A 16,094-nucleotide genomic window follows, 5' to 3' on the forward strand; every position below is an offset into this window, starting at 1 on the left:
TTGAAGTCACCAAATTGCTTGGTGATCGCCGCCGTCAGCGTCGTCTTGCCGTGGTCAACGTGACCAATCGTGCCGATGTTCACGTGCGGTTTGGAACGCTCAAACTTTTCCTTTGCCATATCTTCAGGCGCCTCATGCTTTTGGGGGACCGGAATTGGCCCGTTTCACATCGCGCGCGAGATATTGTGTTTCCGACCGGAAATCAAGGCTCAGTTGGAGGTTACGACCTTCTTGATCTTCATGTTTTCTTCATCGGCCTTGATCACCTCTGCCTCGGGCGAGAACCAGTTGCGTTCCTTGACCTGACGCGAGAGCCAGAGCTCAAGCTGCTTGGCGGCATTGATGGCGAGATTCTCCATCTGCTCTTCCTTGGTCTGGGTCAGACCCGATCCTGCGATGGTCTCGGCGGAAAAGGATTCCATCACCGTGATTTCCATCGGCTCTTCGTTCAGCTTGATGCCCTTTTCGTCGTCCCAGACAGTCACACGGTAAATGAGCACGGATTTCGGTTGCAGCACCAGCGGCACGCCGACCTGGGCAAGCACATAACCCTCGACCGAAATGCCGAAATGGTAGAGCCGCTCACCTTCATAGCGGCGGAAGCGATCCTCAAGCGCCTTGTCGACAGCGGCGGTCCATTCCTCCTTGGTGGCGTCGCGGGACAGGGGCCCTTTGACCAGATTCGGCGCAATGACCACGGAATGCGCCAGCTTGAAGTCACCCAGCGGTTCCGGCGGCTGGTCCAGATCCCGGCCATTTGTGCAGGCCACAAGGGAAAGAACTGTCAGCAAAGCAAGCAAGATGCGCATGGCAAGGGTCCGGTCTCAAGGTCAATCACAGGAGCTTTACCTAGCCCAGTCGGTCATGCGGCGCAATTGCCTCGAGCTCAGGGCTGCTTATATCATGGTAGAAGAAGGAGCACAGACATGCCCGACACAGCGCTTCCGGCCGATCTTCCGGTGCATACGCCCTTGGTCAACACGCCCATGGGCCTGCTTGAAAGCCTGCGTGCGGCGCGGCGTAACCTGTTATCCATCATCCCGGAGATAGCCACGCGGCAACCCATGGTGTCGGGCAAGACCGGCACGCGCTGGCACATGGTGATGGACCCCGAAGCGATCCGCACCATGTTGCTGGACCGGGTGGACGATTATCCCAAATCGCTGGTGACCAAGAACCTGCTGCGCCCGGCGATCGGCGATTCGCTGTTCATTGCCGAAGGCGCGCATTGGCGCTGGCAGCGCCGGGCCGCCGCACCGGTGTTTTCGCATCGCAATGTCATGAACCTTGCCCCGATCATGAGCGCGGCGGCGGAGCGCAGTGCAGAGCGGATTGCACGCGCCGGCAGACAGGCGGTGAACCTTCATGAGGACATGGTGGCCACGACCTTTGACGTCATATCGGATGTGACTTTTTCCGGTGACGGGGCGTTTGACCGCGAAGGGGTGCATCGCGCCATCGACAATTATATCGACGCCGCGGGCAAGGTATCCCTGTTCGATCTTCTGGGGTTTCCCGATTGGGTGCCGCGTCCGGGGCGGCTGGTATCGGGCAAGGCAGTGCGCGAGATGAAAACCGTCGCTGACAGCGCCATCGAAGCCCGCGCCGCGCGCGAGCGGGAGGGCGCGGTGCCGGACCTGCTCGATCTGTTGCTGGCAGGTGAGGACCCCGAGACGAAGCGTAAGATGAATGTCTCGGAGCTGCGCGACAATCTCCTGACCTTTATCGTGGCGGGCCATGAGACAACGGCGCTGGCGCTGAGTTGGGCGCTGTATCTATGCGCTTTTGATATGGATGTGCAGGAACGTGCGCGCGACGAATTGCGCGAGGTCTGCAAAGACGTGACGGTGCGGGGCGAGGATGTGGCAAACCTGCCCTTTATCCGGCAGGTCGTGGAAGAGGCGATGCGGCTTTATCCGCCGGCGGGCATCATATCGCGTACAGCACAGGCTCCCGATACGCTTTGCGGTCGCGAGATCCGCAAGGGCGATACGGTAATGGTGCCGATTTATGCGCTGCATCGCAATCATCTGCTCTGGGACGACCCGGACGCGTTCCGGCCCGAACGCTTTGCCGACCGAAAATCGGTGCAACGCTACGCTTACCTACCCTTTGGTGACGGGCCGCGCATTTGTATCGGTGCGAGCTTTGCCATTCAGGAGGCGGTGATCATCCTCGGAACGCTGCTGTCCCGGTTCCGCTTTACGCGGATCGAAGGGCGCGATCCGGAGCCTGTCATGATCATCACCCTGCGCCCCGAAGGCGGGGTCTGGCTGCAAGCGGAACCAGTGTAGCGCGGTCGGTTTTTCGACGAAAATCGAACCGGCTCAATCGCACATGCTCTGCAGTGCCGCCCATTCCTCATCGCTGAGGACAGCGCGCGGTGTGAACCCGTCTGGCAGGGCGATATCAGCGGACAAGATGCGCTCGGACAAGGCCGGGTGCGATGCGAAATGCTCCAGTATCCCATCACGCTCACCATATCGATCTTTGAGCCGTTGAAAGAACACGCCCATCGCCGACGGGTCGATTTCCGCACGGATCAACAAGGATTGGCCAAACGCGTCCGCCGCGGCCTCGGCGTCGCGGGAATAGCTGGCCTGGATCAATTGTTCGGTCAGGAACAACACGGCAGCCCCGCCAGCGAAATCGCCCAGCAACAGCCCCAGCACGCCGATCGACCCGGCCGAGCGCAGCGCATGGCGCGTTGGATCGCGGCTGATCACATGGCCGATCTCATGCGCAAAGACCGCCGCCACTTCCTCGGGCGTGTCCGCAGCCTTGATCAAGCCGCTGAAAAACACCACATAACCGCCCGGCAGGGCAAAGGCGTTGAGCATCCTGTGATCCAGCACATGCACGGTCAGTGGCGTTTGCGCAGGTAGGGCCTCGGTCAGTCGCGCCTGCATCTTGTCCAAAGCGGCCACGCCTTCGGGATCGGAACACAGCGGCACCGGCGTGCCCATCCCGCTGTCATCCAGCGCCTGCCGGATTTGATCGAGCGTGGTCTCTCCAAGCGCACGTTCGCCTTCCGGCGGGATGTAATCGGCCAGTTGGTCGGCCATCGTGGGCACCAGAACCGTGATGATCAGCGCCACCGACGCAATCGCCGCGACCGCCCAGCCCAACAGCCGTCCGCGTTTCGCGGTTGGCGCGCGCCGATAGGCGTTGGGCAGGCGGGCGAGAATGCGGGTATCGGTCAGAACCAAACGGGCAACCGCCTCGTCGCGCAGCCGCAGCACAAGCTGATCGCGGCCTGCCAGATCGGGCAGAACGCGAATGTCGCTCAGCGGCCAGCGCCTTGTCGCGTCGGCATCGGTCATCACAAGGGCTGCGGCCTCCTCGTCCATCGAGACAGCCGTCTTTTGTCCGACAGCGGTGTCGCCATCGAAATACAGACCGGTTGCAAGAAACGGATCGGGTCGGGGGCCGACATGGATAACTGTCATATCGAGGCCCCCACATCCAGCGCTTCGGCAAAACCTTCGGCCTCTTCAAACTCATCCCGTGCGCGTTGCGATATCGCGGTCAGGTTTTCGGGATTGGTGATCTGGAGGTGCCGGGCATAGTGGCGCCAGACCGGCATGGTGACCCAGACATGGGTGAAGCTTGACCAGAGCAGGAAGATCGCGAAATAGAGCCCGATCCCGATGGCAATCAAAAGCAGTTGCGGCAGATCGGACAAGGACCGCCCCAGATTGCCCAGATCACCCATCACATCGGTTTGCGCGAATTGCACGATGGCCACGCCAAGGGAAAGCACGCTGACGGGCAGCGCAAGCACCACCGCAGTGGCGGCATATCCAAAGGCGGCGATGCCAAAGATCCGTGGCGCGCTTGGGGTCGCGATCAAACCGACACCGCCAGCCCGTTTGTGATTGGCAAGGATGGCGCGGCTTGTGACCCGGTAATGCGTGATCCCGTAGACCGCGATCACCCCGGCCATGGCAAACAGCACGACAGCCGTTCCGGGGTGCTCGGCCAGATCGGCCCAAACCCCGCAGGCTGCAAAAGCTGCCGCAATCCAAAGCGGCTTTGTCGCCACGTAGAGCATGGTCCAGCGCCCGCCCTGCTCCAGCCTTGCATCGCCATACCACGTGCGGTCTGTGCGGTACTTCTCCAGCCAGAAGGTCATGTGCGGCCACAGGATGCCGGCGCTCAGGAGCGTGATCGCCCAATGCACCATGGCCCGCCACGTGTAGCCCCAGGCACCCGGGGCCAGCCCGAACCGCACCCCGCGCCAGCGCGTGCGCGCCAGAACGTAGCGCCGTGCGCGGTAGGTGGCATAAAACCAGAGCGGGATCACGCCAAGGAAGCTGATCAGGTAGGCGGTGAAATTCTGCTGAAACAGCGAAAAGCTGGCAAACATCAGAAGCAGGTTCACCACCCCGATGTAAAAGGCGAGGATCACCACCGCGATCAGGAAGCCCAGCAGCTTTTCGAACGGGTCGCCGACATATTCCAGCGGTGTCCCGCCGGGCCGCGTGGCCGACCAGAACCAGCGGCGCAGGCGCGTTTTCATCCAGAACCGGTAAATGCCAAGCGTCAGTACGGTGAACACACCGGTCCTGAGCGCCAGCCAGAACAGCGGCCAGCGGGTGCCGACGAACTCGGTTTGAAGTTTTCCGGGCTGTTCGGCCCCTGCGTAGGACCCGGTCGGGGGCCAATCGGAATTGGCGGATTGCGGCGCGTGGTTGCCCACTTCGCTTGGCTGATGATCAACAGATCCGGGAGACGCCCTGTCCCAGGCTGACAACTTTGTCATTGATCCCCGCTCCCGTCTTGTCTTGGTCCACAAAAGGAAAACGCGATGCGGCGGTTGTCAATGACTGCGCGGCCAAAAGAGCCGGGACTCAGGTAAAGCGATTGTCCCTTGGGAAGCCGCGCGGCGCCATGCGCCCTGTGCCCGCGCGTTTGCCCTGCCACTCCGCGAGGTTCGTTTCCGTCCGTGTCCGCCCCGCCGGATCAAGCCAGGACAACCCGTCTTCAAGCGTGAATGTCGTGGCATCCGACAATCCGCCATCCTTGTATTTCTGCAGACGCACGCCCTTGCCCCGGCCCATTTCCGGCAATTCATCAAGTGCGAAGACCAGCACTTTGCGGTTCTCGCCAACCACGGCCACCGCGTTCCCGGTGACTGGTTTGCAGATCTTGGCACGGGTATCGCCGCGCACGTTCAAGACCTGTTTACCGCTGCGCGTCTGCGCCAGCACATCCTGTTCGGGGACGATGAACCCATCCCCGGCCGAAGACGCGACCAGAAGCTTGCGGTCGGGCTTGTGGATAAACAGGTCTACGATCTCGGCCTCGTTGGGCAGGTCCACCATCAGGCGCAGCGGTTCCCCCATGCCGCGCCCGCCGGGCAGGTTGGCGGCGGAGAGAGTGTAAAACCGTCCGTTCGTGCCGAACACCAGTAGCCGGTCGGTGGTTTCGGCATGGAAGATAAAGCGCGGGCCGTCTCCGTCCTTGAACTTCAATTCACGAGTCAGGTCGATATGGCCGGTCATGGCGCGGATCCAGCCCATCTGCGAACAGACCACGGTGATCGGCTCACGGTCGATCATCGCCTCGATCGGCACCTCTTCGATCTCGCCCGCCTCGGCAAAAGCAGTGCGTCGCGCGCCAAATTCATAGTCCTTGCCAAAGGTTTTCTTGGCTTCGCGCAGTTGCTCGGAAATCCGGCCCCATTGCAGGTCGTCGCTTTCCAGCAGGTCCTCAAGCCCCGCGCGCTCTTCCATCAACTCGTCGCGTTCCTTGAGCAGCGCCATTTCCTCAAGCCGCCGCAGGGCGCGCAGCCGCATGTTCAGCACCGCTTCGGCCTGCACTTCGCTCAGCCCATCCTCGCCGCCGGGCGCGGGCGAGACATAGTCGTTCTCATCCGTGGCGCGCACGAAATCGCGGCCCCAATCCTCGCGCATCAGCGCGGCCTTGGGTTCGTCATCATAGCGGATGATGTCGATGACCCGGTCGAGATTGAGAAAGGCAATGATGAAGCCTTCGAGCACCTCAAGCCGGTGGTCGATCTTTTCCATGCGGTGGATGGAGCGGCGTTGCAAAACCTCCCGGCGGAAATCGAGGAAGGCGTGCAGCACCTCTTTCATCGAGCAGACCTTGGGCGTGACCCCGTCGATCAGTACGTTCATATTGAGGCTGAACCGCACTTCCAGATCGGAATTGCGATAGAGCATGCCCATCAACACATCAGGCGCGACATTCTTGGAGCGCGGCTCAAGCACGATACGGATGTCATCGGCGCTTTCATCGCGGATATCGCCCAGGATCGGCACTTTCTTGGTCTGGATCAGTTCCGCGATCTTTTCGATCAGCTTGGATTTCTGCACCTGATAGGGAATTTCAGTGACGATGATCTGCCATTGGCCGCGCCCCAGTTCCTCGACCTCGTAGCGGCAGCGCAGGCGGAAAGAGCCGCGCCCGGTGCGATAGGCCTCGGCGATGTTTTCGCGCGGCTCGACAATCACGCCGCCGGTGGGGAAATCCGGGCCGGGCACATAGTTGAGCAGCGTCTCGTCGCGCGCATCCGGGGTCTTGATCAGATGCAGGCAGGCGTCGATGAGTTCGGGGATATTGTGCGGCGGAATATTCGTCGCCATGCCCACGGCGATGCCGCTGGCCCCATTGGCCAGAAGGTTCGGAAACTCGGCGGGCAGCACCGCAGGTTCGGTCAGCCGCCCATCGTAATTGTCGCGGAAATCGACAGCGTTTTCGTCCAGACCGTTCAGCATCGCCTCGGCAACGAATGTCATGCGCGCCTCGGTATAGCGGCTGGCGGCGGGGTTATCGCCGTCGATATTGCCGAAATTGCCCTGACCATCGACCAGCGGGTAACGCACGGCGAAATCCTGCGCCAGCCGCGCCATCGCGTCATAGATCGCGGCGTCACCATGAGGGTGGAAATCGCCCATCGTGTCGCCCGAGATCTTTGCCGATTTCAGGAACTTGCCATTTGAGGCCAGCCGCAGCCGGTGCATTGCATACAAGATGCGACGATGCACAGGCTTCAGCCCGTCGCGCGCATCCGGAAGAGCGCGGTGCATGATCGTACTGAGCGCATAGGTCAGGTAGCGGTCGCCCAGCGCGCGGCGGAGCGGTTCTGACAGGTCATGCTGCCCGATATTGTTGTCGTCGGTCGTGTCGGTCATGCATGTTGTGTAGCGCTGGCTTTGAGCCCCGTAAAGCGCAGGAATGCCATCACAGGGGCGCCGGGGGAAATTCTTTGCCTCTTTACCCTTAGCGTTACATGCCGAATCGGGTATCCATACACCACTGCGCAATGTTGCTGCTGTGTGCTGTTAAAGATTTGGGGGGTTCATGAAACAGTATGTTCTGCTGACCTTTGGCTTTTTGGGTTTCGCCTTTTACGAGTTGTCCGGCGGGGCCGACTATGAACCGCGCCTGGAGTTTGCAAGCGGTGGCGCATTAAGCGCGGCCCCCGACGTTGAGGTGACGCGCTTGGCGCTTGCGGATACTGCGACCCTCGCTGAAAAACCCGCGTCCGATGATATCAATCACCAGCTGGAACAAGCCGTGCTCGAGGCGCTTTTGTCCACAAAGTCAGCAATGGTGACGGCATACGAACCGGTTGCGACAACCAGTTTGCATCGGGTCAAGGTGACATTGCCGGTCGCACCCCAATCTGCGGCAGCACAAACCGTTGCAGCGGTGACCCCCGAACCGGAGCCGACCCCGGAGCCCACCGCCGAACCGGAGCAGAGCGCGCGTATCGACCTGCGTTCGGTGGCGCGGGACCGGGTCAACCTGCGGTCCGGACCGGGTACCGAATTTGATGTGATGGGCCGTCTTACGCGCGGAACAACGGTGATGGTGCTGGAAGAGCCCGGCGACGGTTGGGTCATGTTGCAAATCGTGCCCGGCGGTAAAATCGGCTGGACCGCGGATTGGCTTCTGTCCAAGGACGGTTAAAGCACTTTCAAGTTCGAATAAGGTTGCTGCGCTGCCTGCCGGCTTGGGTCCAACGCGAATACGCCCGCTTGCGATGCAGTAATCCCGGAACGTGCTCCAATCACCTTGCACTTCTCAACCGCAGGCGGCACACCCGCCGCAAATGAGGAGTGTGAAGCGTGCGCAAATCCATCTTGATCACGGGATGTTCGTCCGGAATTGGCCGGGATGCCGCCGAAGGGTTGAACAGGCGCGGTTGGCGCGTGTTTGCTTCGTGCCGCAAGGAACGCGACTGCGCCGCGCTGCGTGACGCCGGATTTGAAAGTCCACTTATTGATTATGCCGACCCCGAGAGCATTCGCACAGGGCTGGCCGAGGTGCTGGAGGCCACAGGCGGGACGCTGGATGCGCTGTTCAACAACGGGGCCTATGCCCTGCCGGGCGCGGTCGAGGACCTGCCGCGCGAAGGATTGGCCGAGCTGTTTGAAACCAATGTTTTCGGCGTTCATGACCTCACACGACTGGTCATCCCGGTGATGCGTGGGCAGGGGCATGGCCGGATCGTCAATTGCTCCTCGGTTCTGGGGCTGGTGCCCGCGCCCTGGCGTGGGGCTTATGTGGCGTCGAAATACGCCATGGAGGGGCTGACCGACACGCTGCGGTTGGAGATGCGCGACACGCCCATTAAGGTGATCCTGATCGAACCGGGGCCGGTGACGTCCAAGATCCGCGTCAACTCGATCCCGCATTTCGAGCGGTGGATTGACTGGCGCGGCTCAGCCCGGGCAGAGCAATACGAGACGCGCCTGCTCAAGCGACTCTATGACAAGCGCGGCCCGGACCGGTTTGAACTTCTCCCCGAGGCGGTCACCGAAAAGCTCTGGCGCGCGCTTGAAGACCCCAGCCCGCGCGCCCGGTATTTCGTCACAACGCCGACCTATGTGTTCGGGACGCTGCGGCACATCGTGCCGACATCCTGGATGGACTGGATCCTGGCCAAAGGCTGACCCTGTTCGTCCCCGCGTCGAAATGTTAGGTCGCAATTGCCGGAACGACCGCTAGATCACGGCAAAGGCTAATCCACGGAGGCACCATGGCCAATGATCCGCTTTTCATCCTGATCGCCGTCCTCATGGTCGGCGTTGTCGGTATCCTGCTGTTTGGCATCGGAAGCTTTGCCAAGGGCGGGGAGTTCAACAAGAAATACGCCAACAAGGCCATGCGCTGGCGGATCATCGCACAGTTCGCTGCTGTTGTGCTGATCCTGCTGTTTGTCTGGCTGCGCGGAGGGAACTGACGTGGTTGTCCTGAACAAGATCTACACCAGAACCGGCGACGCCGGGGAAACCGCGCTGGGCAATGGCACGCGCGTGGCCAAGCATTCGACCCGGGTCGCGGCCTACGGCACATCCGACGAACTGAACGCGGCACTGGGCGTGGCGCGGTTGCATGCCTCTGGTGACATGGATGCCATGCTGGCCCGTATTCAGAACGATCTCTTCGATCTGGGGGCGGACATGTGTAGCCCGGACATCGAAAAAGATGCCGACGCGGAATACCCGCCTCTGCGCATCATCGAGGCCCAGGTCACTCGGCTGGAGGGCGAGATCGACGACATGAATGCGCGTCTGGAACCGTTGCGCAGTTTCATCCTGCCCGGTGGCTCTGCGCTGTCGGCGCATCTGCATGTTTGCCGGACGGTGGCGCGGCGGGCCGAGCGGCTGGCCGTTGAACTGGCGACGATGGAAGTGATCAACCCTCAGGCGGTGAAATATCTCAACCGACTGTCGGATTGGTTCTTTGTTGCCGGTCGAATTGCCAACAATGATGGCAAGGACGACGTGCTTTGGGTGCCCGGCGCGAACCGCTGAGACGGTTTATTCCGGCACCTGAAACGTGAGCGAGGCCCAGAGCGATTCCCAGACGGGGTCGCTCTCTTCCACTGGCTCCAGCGGGCGCAGTACCACTGCATCCACAAGATAGGTATGGCCGGGTTTGACCGGGAACTGCACCATTCCATCGGCATCCGTGCGATGCAGGCTGGTGGCAACCGATCCGTCGGGGGCCTTTTCAAACAGTTCCACCTGCGCGTTGCCGCGCGGCGCACCCTGGTAAAGCACGCGCACCGGCAGGCCGCCGCTCAGGTCATCGGTGTAGGGATTGGCCAGCGCCACGATCTCGGTTTCAAGGCCCACCTCGCGGTCCATGCCCGTGCCTTCCCCCACGGCGATCAGGCTTTTGCCATGGCGTGAATAGCGTTCCCGGAATCCGGTCTCCGGCAGGCCGCGCGCCTCGTGTTCTTCGATCAGCGGCACCCAGTCCTTGTGCGTGGCGAAATTCACGAACTTGTCCCATTCGCTATAGGTCAGGCTGTAGTCGCTGGTCACATGCACCACCACAGCCAACCCCTCGGCCGGGGCAGCCATGTTTAGCGCGGGACGGTCGCCCGCGCGGCCTTCTACCGCTGTAACATCATCGCCCTGCACGATGTCAAATCGCCGGAATCGAGGAGGAAGATAGGAATAGGCGCTGCCCTTGAACTCTTCGCCGACGCGGATATCGGCCACAATGGGTGCGTCCGGCGCGACCTGCCACGCCTTGGCGTCTATCCAGAATTCATGGGCTGACACAGCTGCCGGGAACAGCGTGGCAAGGGTAAATATCGCGGCAGGTCGAAACATGGAAAACCTTTCATACGTCCTGCGTATGAGCTTAGCGGTGACGCGGGTGTCGGCAAGTCACGTCATGATGAGGCGCGTGCACGTTCCTCGATCGACTTGGCATATTGCGCCACCCGGACCGAGAATTTGCGCGTGACCCGCCCCTTGGCCAGTTTCAGCGATTGCACCAGAAGGCGCGCAGACAGCGTCTTGGGCTGCATATGCGCCGTCACGGTCATGCGCGTCCGTCGCGGCGACAGGGCGGTCAGGTCGGCGCTCATGCCGGTCTCCAGCCCACCGGCCTTGGCGGCAAAGACGAGCAGTTCCGGCGCATTCCGTTCAGCCAGCCGGATGTCGGCGGACATCTCCTTGCCCCGAAACTTGAAACCGGCGCTCCATTCGGTGCCGACCTCGCCACCGGTATCGTGGGTACGCGTGACCTTGATGCCACGGCGCAAAGCCTGACGCTCCACGGTGTCGAAGTCGGTGATCACGGCGAAGACCTGTTCAATTGGTGCTTCGATGTCTTCTTTCGCAGAGAATTCCATGTGACTGCCCGTTATTGCCCTGTTTCAAACAGTGTCGCGTCAATCCAGCGTGTCCGCAAGCCAGTTGCGCAACAGGAAATGTGCAATCGCCCCCTTGCGCGCAGGCAGAATACCGGGGTGTTCACCTGCAAAAGCGGCGGCCATATCCTCGCGGGAGATCCATTGGGCATCTTCGATTTCCAGCGGATCAATGGTGATGTCACGGGTCATCGCATCGCCACGGCATCCGAACATCAAAGACGACGGGAAGGGCCAGGGCTGGCTGGCGAGGTATTCGACCGCTCCAACGGTGATACCGGCCTCTTCATACACTTCGCGGCGCACGGCGGCTTCGAGCGTTTCACCCGGTTCCACGAAACCGGCAAGCAGGGAATACATGCCCTCGGGCCAGCCGGGCGAGCGCCCCATGAGCACGGAATTGCCATGGGTGATCAGCATGATCACCACCGGGTCCGTGCGCGGGAAATGCTTGCCACCGCAGGCGCCGCATGCCCGTTCCCAGCCGCTCATCGCCATGGCGCTTTCAGCACCGCAGCGCGAACAGAAGCGATGGCTTTCATGCCAGCCCAGGATCGCCTTGGCCGTTGTCGCCAGTTCCGCATCGCGCGGGCTGAGCCGCGTCATGATCACGCGCAATTCGGCAAAGACCTGTGTCTCCTGCAAGAGCGGGTGGCTCTGTTCGCTCCGGTCCACGAACTGCCCCAGCGCCTCGGTATCCAGATTGTCGGGTGTCCATGCTGACAGGTCATAGGCAAAGCAAAGCGCGCCATCGTCGCGCCCCAGAAGGATTCGTTCGTTCGAGCACTCAGGCAGGATTGAATGATCTAGCGGCAGGCGCACCAACCTGTCCGCCGCGTCAATCAGTGGTTTGCCCCGCCAAAGCAGGATGGCACGGGTCGCGGTATCGGCATCCGCGCGGGCAATGGCGGCCGCATCGCCGCGAATCTCTGCGGCGCGGTCCAGTGCGGAGCCACCGAAGGTGACGGTTTCTGCCAGTTTCATACGCCTGCTCCCTCGTTCCGAAAGCGGGAATCGCATGGGCGCGCCCCCCTTGCAAGGGGAACACGCTTCGCATAGATAGCAGGTTGAGAGGTTGGCGCGGGCAAGCGCCTCGCCAACCCGGTCAGGTCCGGAAGGAAGCAGCCGTAACGAGCCCCGCTTGGGTCGTTGTCCAGCCTCTCACCCAATTCCCCTGACACTTGCGACCTGGCTTTTGGCTCCCACGGGCCGACAGGGAGAATTCGCAAGGGTTTTTCCCCATGCAGCGCGCCGCGCCAGCCCGCATATAGAAGTCATGAACACAGGCGATCCAAGGCCTGAATGAACATGACGGCAATCACCTGTCGCAATCTCGGGATCGGGGCCAAGCAATCAGCCCCCGCAACGGCACCGCTCCCGGCGATTAGGTAACAAGAACCGCGTTAACGAGTGTGTCTGTTTGAAATCGCCCCCGGCCCCCAGTGCCGGGGGTTCTTTTTTACAAATTTCGCGCGCTGAACGTATCGCAATCGGCAACCTGTGCATTTTGATAGCCGCGCGCGAACCAGTGAGAGCGCTGTTCGGACGTCCCGTGCGTAAACGTGTGCGGTTGCGGCACACGGCCCGCACGTTTCTGCAAGTGATCATCGCCGATCATCCGCGCTGCGTTCAGCGCCTCTTCCAGATCGCCGGGCTCCAGAAGACTGCCCACGTGACGGGCCCAGACGCCGGACAGGCAGTCAGCCTGCAATTCCAGCCGCACGGTGAGCATATTGGCCTCGGTCTGTGATACTTGTTGGCGCAGGCTGTTGACCTTGCCGAGAATACCCAGTTCGTTCTGCACATGGTGGGCGACTTCGTGGGCAATTACATAAGCCGCTGCGAAATCCCCGCGCGCGCCCAACTGGCGTGAAAGCGTGGCAAAGAAATCCGTATCGAGATAGGCCTTTTCATCGGCGGGACAGTAAAAGGGACCGGTTGCGCCGCTCGCACCGCCGCAAGGTGATTGCGTGACACCGGAATAGAGTACCAGAACCGGCGGCTCATAAGCGCGTCCGACCTGTTCGGGGAAAACCTGTGCCCAGACATCTTCTGTGGTGGCCAATACGCGCGAAGTGAACTCGGCCGCTTGTTGCTCTTCTGCGCTAAGCTCGCGGGGGGCGTCCGAGCGCGGCGCATTCGCCTGATCCAGAAGCGGCGTGACATCGATCCCGGCGAAATAGCCAATGGCCAATACGATCAACAGCCCGACACCGCCAATGCCACCGGCTTTGGCACCGCCCGACCGGCGGCGATCTTCGATATTGCGGCTGCTGCGGCGACCTCTGAGACGCATTTTGTCCTCCCACTCGTAACATTGACAGCTTGCGCGCAGGACAGGGGATTGGGCAAGGGGCAAACGTGCGGTCGCGGCGTCACGTAGCGCGCCCTTTGGCTGGACCTCTGCCCGGTGACGGCATAGGTTGCTTGCGACAGGAGAGGCCCCGATCATGAGCGACACGACGCAGCCCGCCTATCAGGTGCTGGCCCGGAAATACCGTCCCGAAACCTTTGCCGATCTGGTCGGGCAGGACGCCATGGTTCGTACGCTCAAGAACGCGTTTGCGACGGGCCGGATTGCGCAGGCCTTCATGATGACCGGTATCCGGGGCACCGGCAAAACCACCACCGCACGGATCATCGCCAAGGGCATGAACTGTATCGGTCCCGATGGCACGGGCCAGCCCACGACTGATCCCTGTGGTCAGTGTGAGCATTGTGTGGCCATTGCCGAGGGTCGGCATGTGGATGTGCTGGAGATGGACGCGGCGTCCAATACCGGGGTCGATGATATCCGCTCAACAGTGATTGACAGCGTGGCCTATGCGCCGTCGGCGGCGCGCTACAAGGTTTATATCATCGACGAAGTGCACATGTTGTCCAAATCGGCCTTCAATGCGCTGTTGAAGACGCTCGAAGAGCCGCCCGCGCATGTGAAATTCATCTTTGCCACGACCGAGATTCGCAAGGTTCCGGTGACGGTGCTGTCGCGCTGCCAGCGCTTTGACCTGCGCCGGATCGAACCCGAGGACATGATCGCCATGATGAGCCGCATCGCGGCAGGCGAAGGAGCCGAGATTGCCGAGGATGCGCTGGCGCTGATTGCACGCGCGGCAGAAGGCTCGGCGCGGGATGCCACCTCGCTTCTGGATCAGGCCATCAGCCACGGCGCAGGCGAGACCACCGCGGATCAGGTGCGCGCTATGCTGGGGCTGGCCGACCGGGGGCGGGTCATGGACCTGTTCGATCTGGTGATGAAGGGCGATGCGGCTGGCGCATTGGCGGAACTGTCCGCGCAATATGCCGATGGGGCCGACCCGATGGCAGTGCTGCGCGATCTGGCCGAGGTCACGCATTGGATCTCGGTGGTCAAGATCACGCCGGAGGCCGCCGAGGACCCGACCGTGACGCCGGATGAGCGCACGCGGGGCGCGCAGATGGCCGCCGACCTGCCGATGCGCGCGCTCAGCCGTATGTGGCAGATGCTGCTCAAGGCGATCGAAGAGGTGGCGGCCGCGCCCAATTCCATGATGGCGGCGGAGATGGCGATCATCCGGCTGACCCATGTGGCCGAACTGCCCAGCCCCGAAGAACTGATCCGCAAACTGGGTGACGCCCCGGTGCCAACGCCGCCCACGGGCGGCGTTGGCAGGGCAATCGGCGGCTACAGCCAGACCAACGCACAAGGTGCGCCCGCGCCGACCCATCCGGGCCCAAGCGGCCCCAGCGCCCATGCCGGTGGGGCAGCCCCCGCGCTGGCCGCAGAACAAGCGCTGGCGCATTACCCGACATTTGAACACGTGATCGAACTCATCCGGTCGAACCGGGATGTGAAGCTTTTGATCGAGATCGAAGCCGGTGTGCGACTGGCCGCATATCAGCCGGGCCGGATCGAATTTACCCCGGCCGCTGACGCGGCGCCGGACCTTGCGCAGCGGTTGGGTGCGGCGCTGCAACGCTGGACCGGCAATCGCTGGGCCGTCACTCTGGTCAATGACTGCACCGCGCCCACCATAGTCGAGACGCGCGATGCGGACAGGCTCGCACTGCATGCCGAGGCGGCGGAACACCCGCTGGTCAAGGCCGCTTTGCTGGCTTTTCCAAAGGCAAAGATCACCGAGATCAAAACCGTCAAAGAGGCCGAGGCGGCAGCACAGGTCGAAGCATTGCAGGAGGTCGAGGACGAATGGGATCCTTTCGAAGAGGACTGATTGCCGGGCTTGCGGTCTTGCCCGGTACTGCATGGGCCGAGATGTGCACGCAACTGCGCCCGGGATGGGACGGCACCCCCGCCACTCAAGTGACCGAGGCGCTGGGTCTGTTCACCTCGCCGCTGGTGCTGTTCCTGCTGGCGGCGCTGGGCGTGGCCGTGGCGTTCCGCCATGCGATGGGCACGGCGCTGGTGGCGCTGCTTTGGTCGTTCTTTATTTCCTACCTGATCCTGCCGGACCAATCGGGCCTGCGCGCTGCAGCAGTTGAGGAGGGCTGTATCGCCTCACCCACCTTGTTCATCGCGCTCTCCGCTGCGATATGTACAGTAGCAGTGATTTACACCTTTCGCCGCGAAAAGCGGCTCTGACACGAACCGGAGACACGGATGTTCAAAGGACTTGGCAATCTCGGCGATATGGCCGGCATGATGAAAAAAGCGCAGGAAATGCAAAAGCGCATGGCGCAGTTGCAAGAGGACCTGCATTCCATGTTGGTCGAAGGCCAGAGCGGTGCCGGGCTGGTCAAGGCCACGGCCAGCGCCAAGGGCGAGCTCAAGGGGCTGGATATCGACCCTTCGATCTTCAATGGCGATGACAAGGAAGTGGTCGAGGACCTGATCCTTGCCGCGATCAAGGACGCACAGGGCAAGGCCGCGGCACGCGCCGAGGCCGAGATGAGCAAGATCACCGAGGAAATGGGCCTTCCCAAAGACATCAAGATGCCGTTCTGAGCCAGC

17 protein-coding genes and 1 other RNA gene are annotated in these 16,094 nt (G+C 61.8%); 9 read left to right on the forward strand and 9 right to left on the reverse strand.

Annotated elements, in window-relative coordinates:
• Together PGB28_RS14330 and PGB28_RS14335 are read right to left on the reverse strand one after the other, a co-directional pair.
• Nucleotides 1–119 (reverse strand): GTP-binding protein (locus PGB28_RS14330; RefSeq protein ID WP_271421187.1); only part of this gene is annotated, 119 nt, incomplete at its 3' end.
• Between the two features lie 90 nt (nucleotides 120–209).
• Nucleotides 210–809: a hypothetical protein gene (locus PGB28_RS14335; RefSeq protein ID WP_271422207.1), complete on the reverse strand. Its 600-nt coding sequence runs from the start codon at nucleotides 807–809 to the stop codon at nucleotides 210–212.
• 117 nt (nucleotides 810–926) lie between these two features.
• On the opposite strand from PGB28_RS14335, the gene PGB28_RS14340 reads away from it, so the two are divergent.
• Nucleotides 927–2,294: a cytochrome P450 gene (locus tag PGB28_RS14340; RefSeq protein ID WP_271422208.1), complete on the forward strand. Its 1,368-nt coding sequence runs from the start codon at nucleotides 927–929 to the stop codon at nucleotides 2,292–2,294.
• A gap of 33 nt (nucleotides 2,295–2,327) precedes the next feature.
• Here PGB28_RS14340 and PGB28_RS14345 read toward each other — a convergent pair whose 3' ends face one another.
• The 3 genes from PGB28_RS14345 to PGB28_RS14355 all read right to left on the reverse strand — a co-directional run bounded on the left by PGB28_RS14345 (nucleotide 2,328) and on the right by PGB28_RS14355 (nucleotide 7,160).
• Nucleotides 2,328–3,449 carry a M48 family metallopeptidase gene (locus PGB28_RS14345; protein ID WP_271422209.1) on the reverse strand — a complete coding sequence of 374 codons (1,122 nt, stop codon included), beginning with the start codon at nucleotides 3,447–3,449 and terminating at the stop codon, nucleotides 2,328–2,330.
• Nucleotides 3,446–4,765, reverse strand: a complete 1,320-nt coding sequence (locus tag PGB28_RS14350; RefSeq protein WP_271422210.1) for a YjgN family protein — start codon at nucleotides 4,763–4,765, stop codon at nucleotides 3,446–3,448. The genes PGB28_RS14345 and PGB28_RS14350 overlap by 4 nt, the downstream gene beginning before the upstream one ends.
• Nucleotides 4,766–4,853: 88 nt before the next feature.
• Nucleotides 4,854–7,160, reverse strand: a complete 2,307-nt coding sequence (locus PGB28_RS14355; RefSeq protein WP_271422211.1) for a DNA topoisomerase IV subunit A — start codon at nucleotides 7,158–7,160, stop codon at nucleotides 4,854–4,856.
• 169 nt (nucleotides 7,161–7,329) lie between these two features.
• On the opposite strand from PGB28_RS14355, the gene PGB28_RS14360 reads away from it, so the two are divergent.
• From PGB28_RS14360 to PGB28_RS14375, 4 genes are all read left to right on the forward strand, one after another.
• On the forward strand, nucleotides 7,330–7,941 hold the full coding sequence (locus tag PGB28_RS14360; protein WP_271422212.1) for an SH3 domain-containing protein: 612 nt from the start codon (nucleotides 7,330–7,332) through the stop codon (nucleotides 7,939–7,941).
• Between the two features lie 158 nt (nucleotides 7,942–8,099).
• Nucleotides 8,100–8,927: an SDR family NAD(P)-dependent oxidoreductase gene (locus PGB28_RS14365; RefSeq protein ID WP_271422213.1), complete on the forward strand. Its 828-nt coding sequence runs from the start codon at nucleotides 8,100–8,102 to the stop codon at nucleotides 8,925–8,927.
• Nucleotides 8,928–9,013: 86 nt separating this feature from the next.
• Entirely contained in the window at nucleotides 9,014–9,217 is a 204-nt protein-coding gene (locus tag PGB28_RS14370; RefSeq protein ID WP_271422214.1) for a twin transmembrane helix small protein, read from the forward strand.
• A gap of 1 nt (nucleotide 9,218) precedes the next feature.
• Complete coding sequence (locus PGB28_RS14375) at nucleotides 9,219–9,791, forward strand: cob(I)yrinic acid a,c-diamide adenosyltransferase (protein WP_271422215.1); 573 nt, start codon at nucleotides 9,219–9,221, stop codon at nucleotides 9,789–9,791.
• A gap of 6 nt (nucleotides 9,792–9,797) precedes the next feature.
• Here the strand turns inward: PGB28_RS14375 and PGB28_RS14380 are convergent, their stop codons facing one another.
• The 3 genes from PGB28_RS14380 to nudC all read right to left on the reverse strand — a co-directional run bounded on the left by PGB28_RS14380 (nucleotide 9,798) and on the right by nudC (nucleotide 12,130).
• The gene (locus PGB28_RS14380; RefSeq protein ID WP_271422216.1) at nucleotides 9,798–10,601 is read right to left on the reverse strand and encodes a DUF4198 domain-containing protein; all 804 of its coding nucleotides are present in this window, start codon (nucleotides 10,599–10,601) and stop codon (nucleotides 9,798–9,800) included.
• A gap of 62 nt (nucleotides 10,602–10,663) precedes the next feature.
• Nucleotides 10,664–11,128, reverse strand: coding sequence for an SRPBCC family protein (locus PGB28_RS14385; protein WP_271422217.1), 465 nt, complete (start codon nucleotides 11,126–11,128; stop codon nucleotides 10,664–10,666).
• Nucleotides 11,129–11,167: 39 nt separating this feature from the next.
• Complete coding sequence (gene nudC / locus PGB28_RS14390) at nucleotides 11,168–12,130, reverse strand: NAD(+) diphosphatase (RefSeq protein WP_271422218.1); 963 nt, start codon at nucleotides 12,128–12,130, stop codon at nucleotides 11,168–11,170.
• Between the two features lie 85 nt (nucleotides 12,131–12,215).
• On the opposite strand from nudC, the gene ffs reads away from it, so the two are divergent.
• Nucleotides 12,216–12,312: signal recognition particle sRNA small type (gene ffs, locus PGB28_RS14395), an RNA gene on the forward strand.
• A gap of 293 nt (nucleotides 12,313–12,605) precedes the next feature.
• Here the strand turns inward: ffs and ypfJ are convergent.
• Nucleotides 12,606–13,442 carry a KPN_02809 family neutral zinc metallopeptidase gene (ypfJ, locus tag PGB28_RS14400; RefSeq protein ID WP_271422219.1) on the reverse strand — a complete coding sequence of 279 codons (837 nt, stop codon included), beginning with the start codon at nucleotides 13,440–13,442 and terminating at the stop codon, nucleotides 12,606–12,608.
• A gap of 154 nt (nucleotides 13,443–13,596) precedes the next feature.
• On the opposite strand from ypfJ, the gene PGB28_RS14405 reads away from it, so the two are divergent.
• From PGB28_RS14405 to PGB28_RS14415, 3 genes are read left to right on the forward strand one after another with little or no spacing between them, the layout of a single operon-like run.
• Nucleotides 13,597–15,357, forward strand: a complete 1,761-nt coding sequence (locus PGB28_RS14405) for a DNA polymerase III subunit gamma/tau (RefSeq protein ID WP_271422220.1) — start codon at nucleotides 13,597–13,599, stop codon at nucleotides 15,355–15,357.
• Nucleotides 15,333–15,725, forward strand: coding sequence for a hypothetical protein (locus PGB28_RS14410; protein ID WP_271422221.1), 393 nt, complete (start codon nucleotides 15,333–15,335; stop codon nucleotides 15,723–15,725). The genes PGB28_RS14405 and PGB28_RS14410 overlap by 25 nt, the downstream gene beginning before the upstream one ends.
• Before the next feature lie 18 nt (nucleotides 15,726–15,743).
• Nucleotides 15,744–16,088 carry a YbaB/EbfC family nucleoid-associated protein gene (locus PGB28_RS14415; RefSeq protein ID WP_271422222.1) on the forward strand — a complete coding sequence of 115 codons (345 nt, stop codon included), beginning with the start codon at nucleotides 15,744–15,746 and terminating at the stop codon, nucleotides 16,086–16,088.
• Nucleotides 16,089–16,094 lie beyond the last annotated feature (6 nt).

The organism is Primorskyibacter aestuariivivens (assembly GCF_028023675.1).
Lineage (GTDB): Bacteria > Pseudomonadota > Alphaproteobacteria > Rhodobacterales > Rhodobacteraceae > Marinovum > Marinovum aestuariivivens.

Coding starts and splice junctions, on each gene's coding strand:
- PGB28_RS14410 (WP_271422221.1), top strand. CDS start 15,333: ATGGGATCCTTTCGAAGAGGACTGATTGCCGGGCTTGCGGTCTTGCCC.
- PGB28_RS14385 (WP_271422217.1), bottom strand. CDS start 11,128: ATGGAATTCTCTGCGAAAGAAGACATCGAAGCACCAATTGAACAGGTC.
- nudC (WP_271422218.1), bottom strand. CDS start 12,130: ATGAAACTGGCAGAAACCGTCACCTTCGGTGGCTCCGCACTGGACCGC.
- PGB28_RS14370 (WP_271422214.1), top strand. CDS start 9,014: ATGGCCAATGATCCGCTTTTCATCCTGATCGCCGTCCTCATGGTCGGC.
- PGB28_RS14350 (WP_271422210.1), bottom strand. CDS start 4,765: ATGACAAAGTTGTCAGCCTGGGACAGGGCGTCTCCCGGATCTGTTGAT.
- PGB28_RS14405 (WP_271422220.1), top strand. CDS start 13,597: ATGAGCGACACGACGCAGCCCGCCTATCAGGTGCTGGCCCGGAAATAC.
- PGB28_RS14415 (WP_271422222.1), top strand. CDS start 15,744: ATGTTCAAAGGACTTGGCAATCTCGGCGATATGGCCGGCATGATGAAA.
- ypfJ (WP_271422219.1), bottom strand. CDS start 13,442: ATGCGTCTCAGAGGTCGCCGCAGCAGCCGCAATATCGAAGATCGCCGC.
- PGB28_RS14380 (WP_271422216.1), bottom strand. CDS start 10,601: ATGTTTCGACCTGCCGCGATATTTACCCTTGCCACGCTGTTCCCGGCA.
- PGB28_RS14360 (WP_271422212.1), top strand. CDS start 7,330: ATGAAACAGTATGTTCTGCTGACCTTTGGCTTTTTGGGTTTCGCCTTT.
- PGB28_RS14345 (WP_271422209.1), bottom strand. CDS start 3,449: ATGACAGTTATCCATGTCGGCCCCCGACCCGATCCGTTTCTTGCAACC.
- PGB28_RS14335 (WP_271422207.1), bottom strand. CDS start 809: ATGCGCATCTTGCTTGCTTTGCTGACAGTTCTTTCCCTTGTGGCCTGC.
- PGB28_RS14355 (WP_271422211.1), bottom strand. CDS start 7,160: ATGACCGACACGACCGACGACAACAATATCGGGCAGCATGACCTGTCA.
- PGB28_RS14340 (WP_271422208.1), top strand. CDS start 927: ATGCCCGACACAGCGCTTCCGGCCGATCTTCCGGTGCATACGCCCTTG.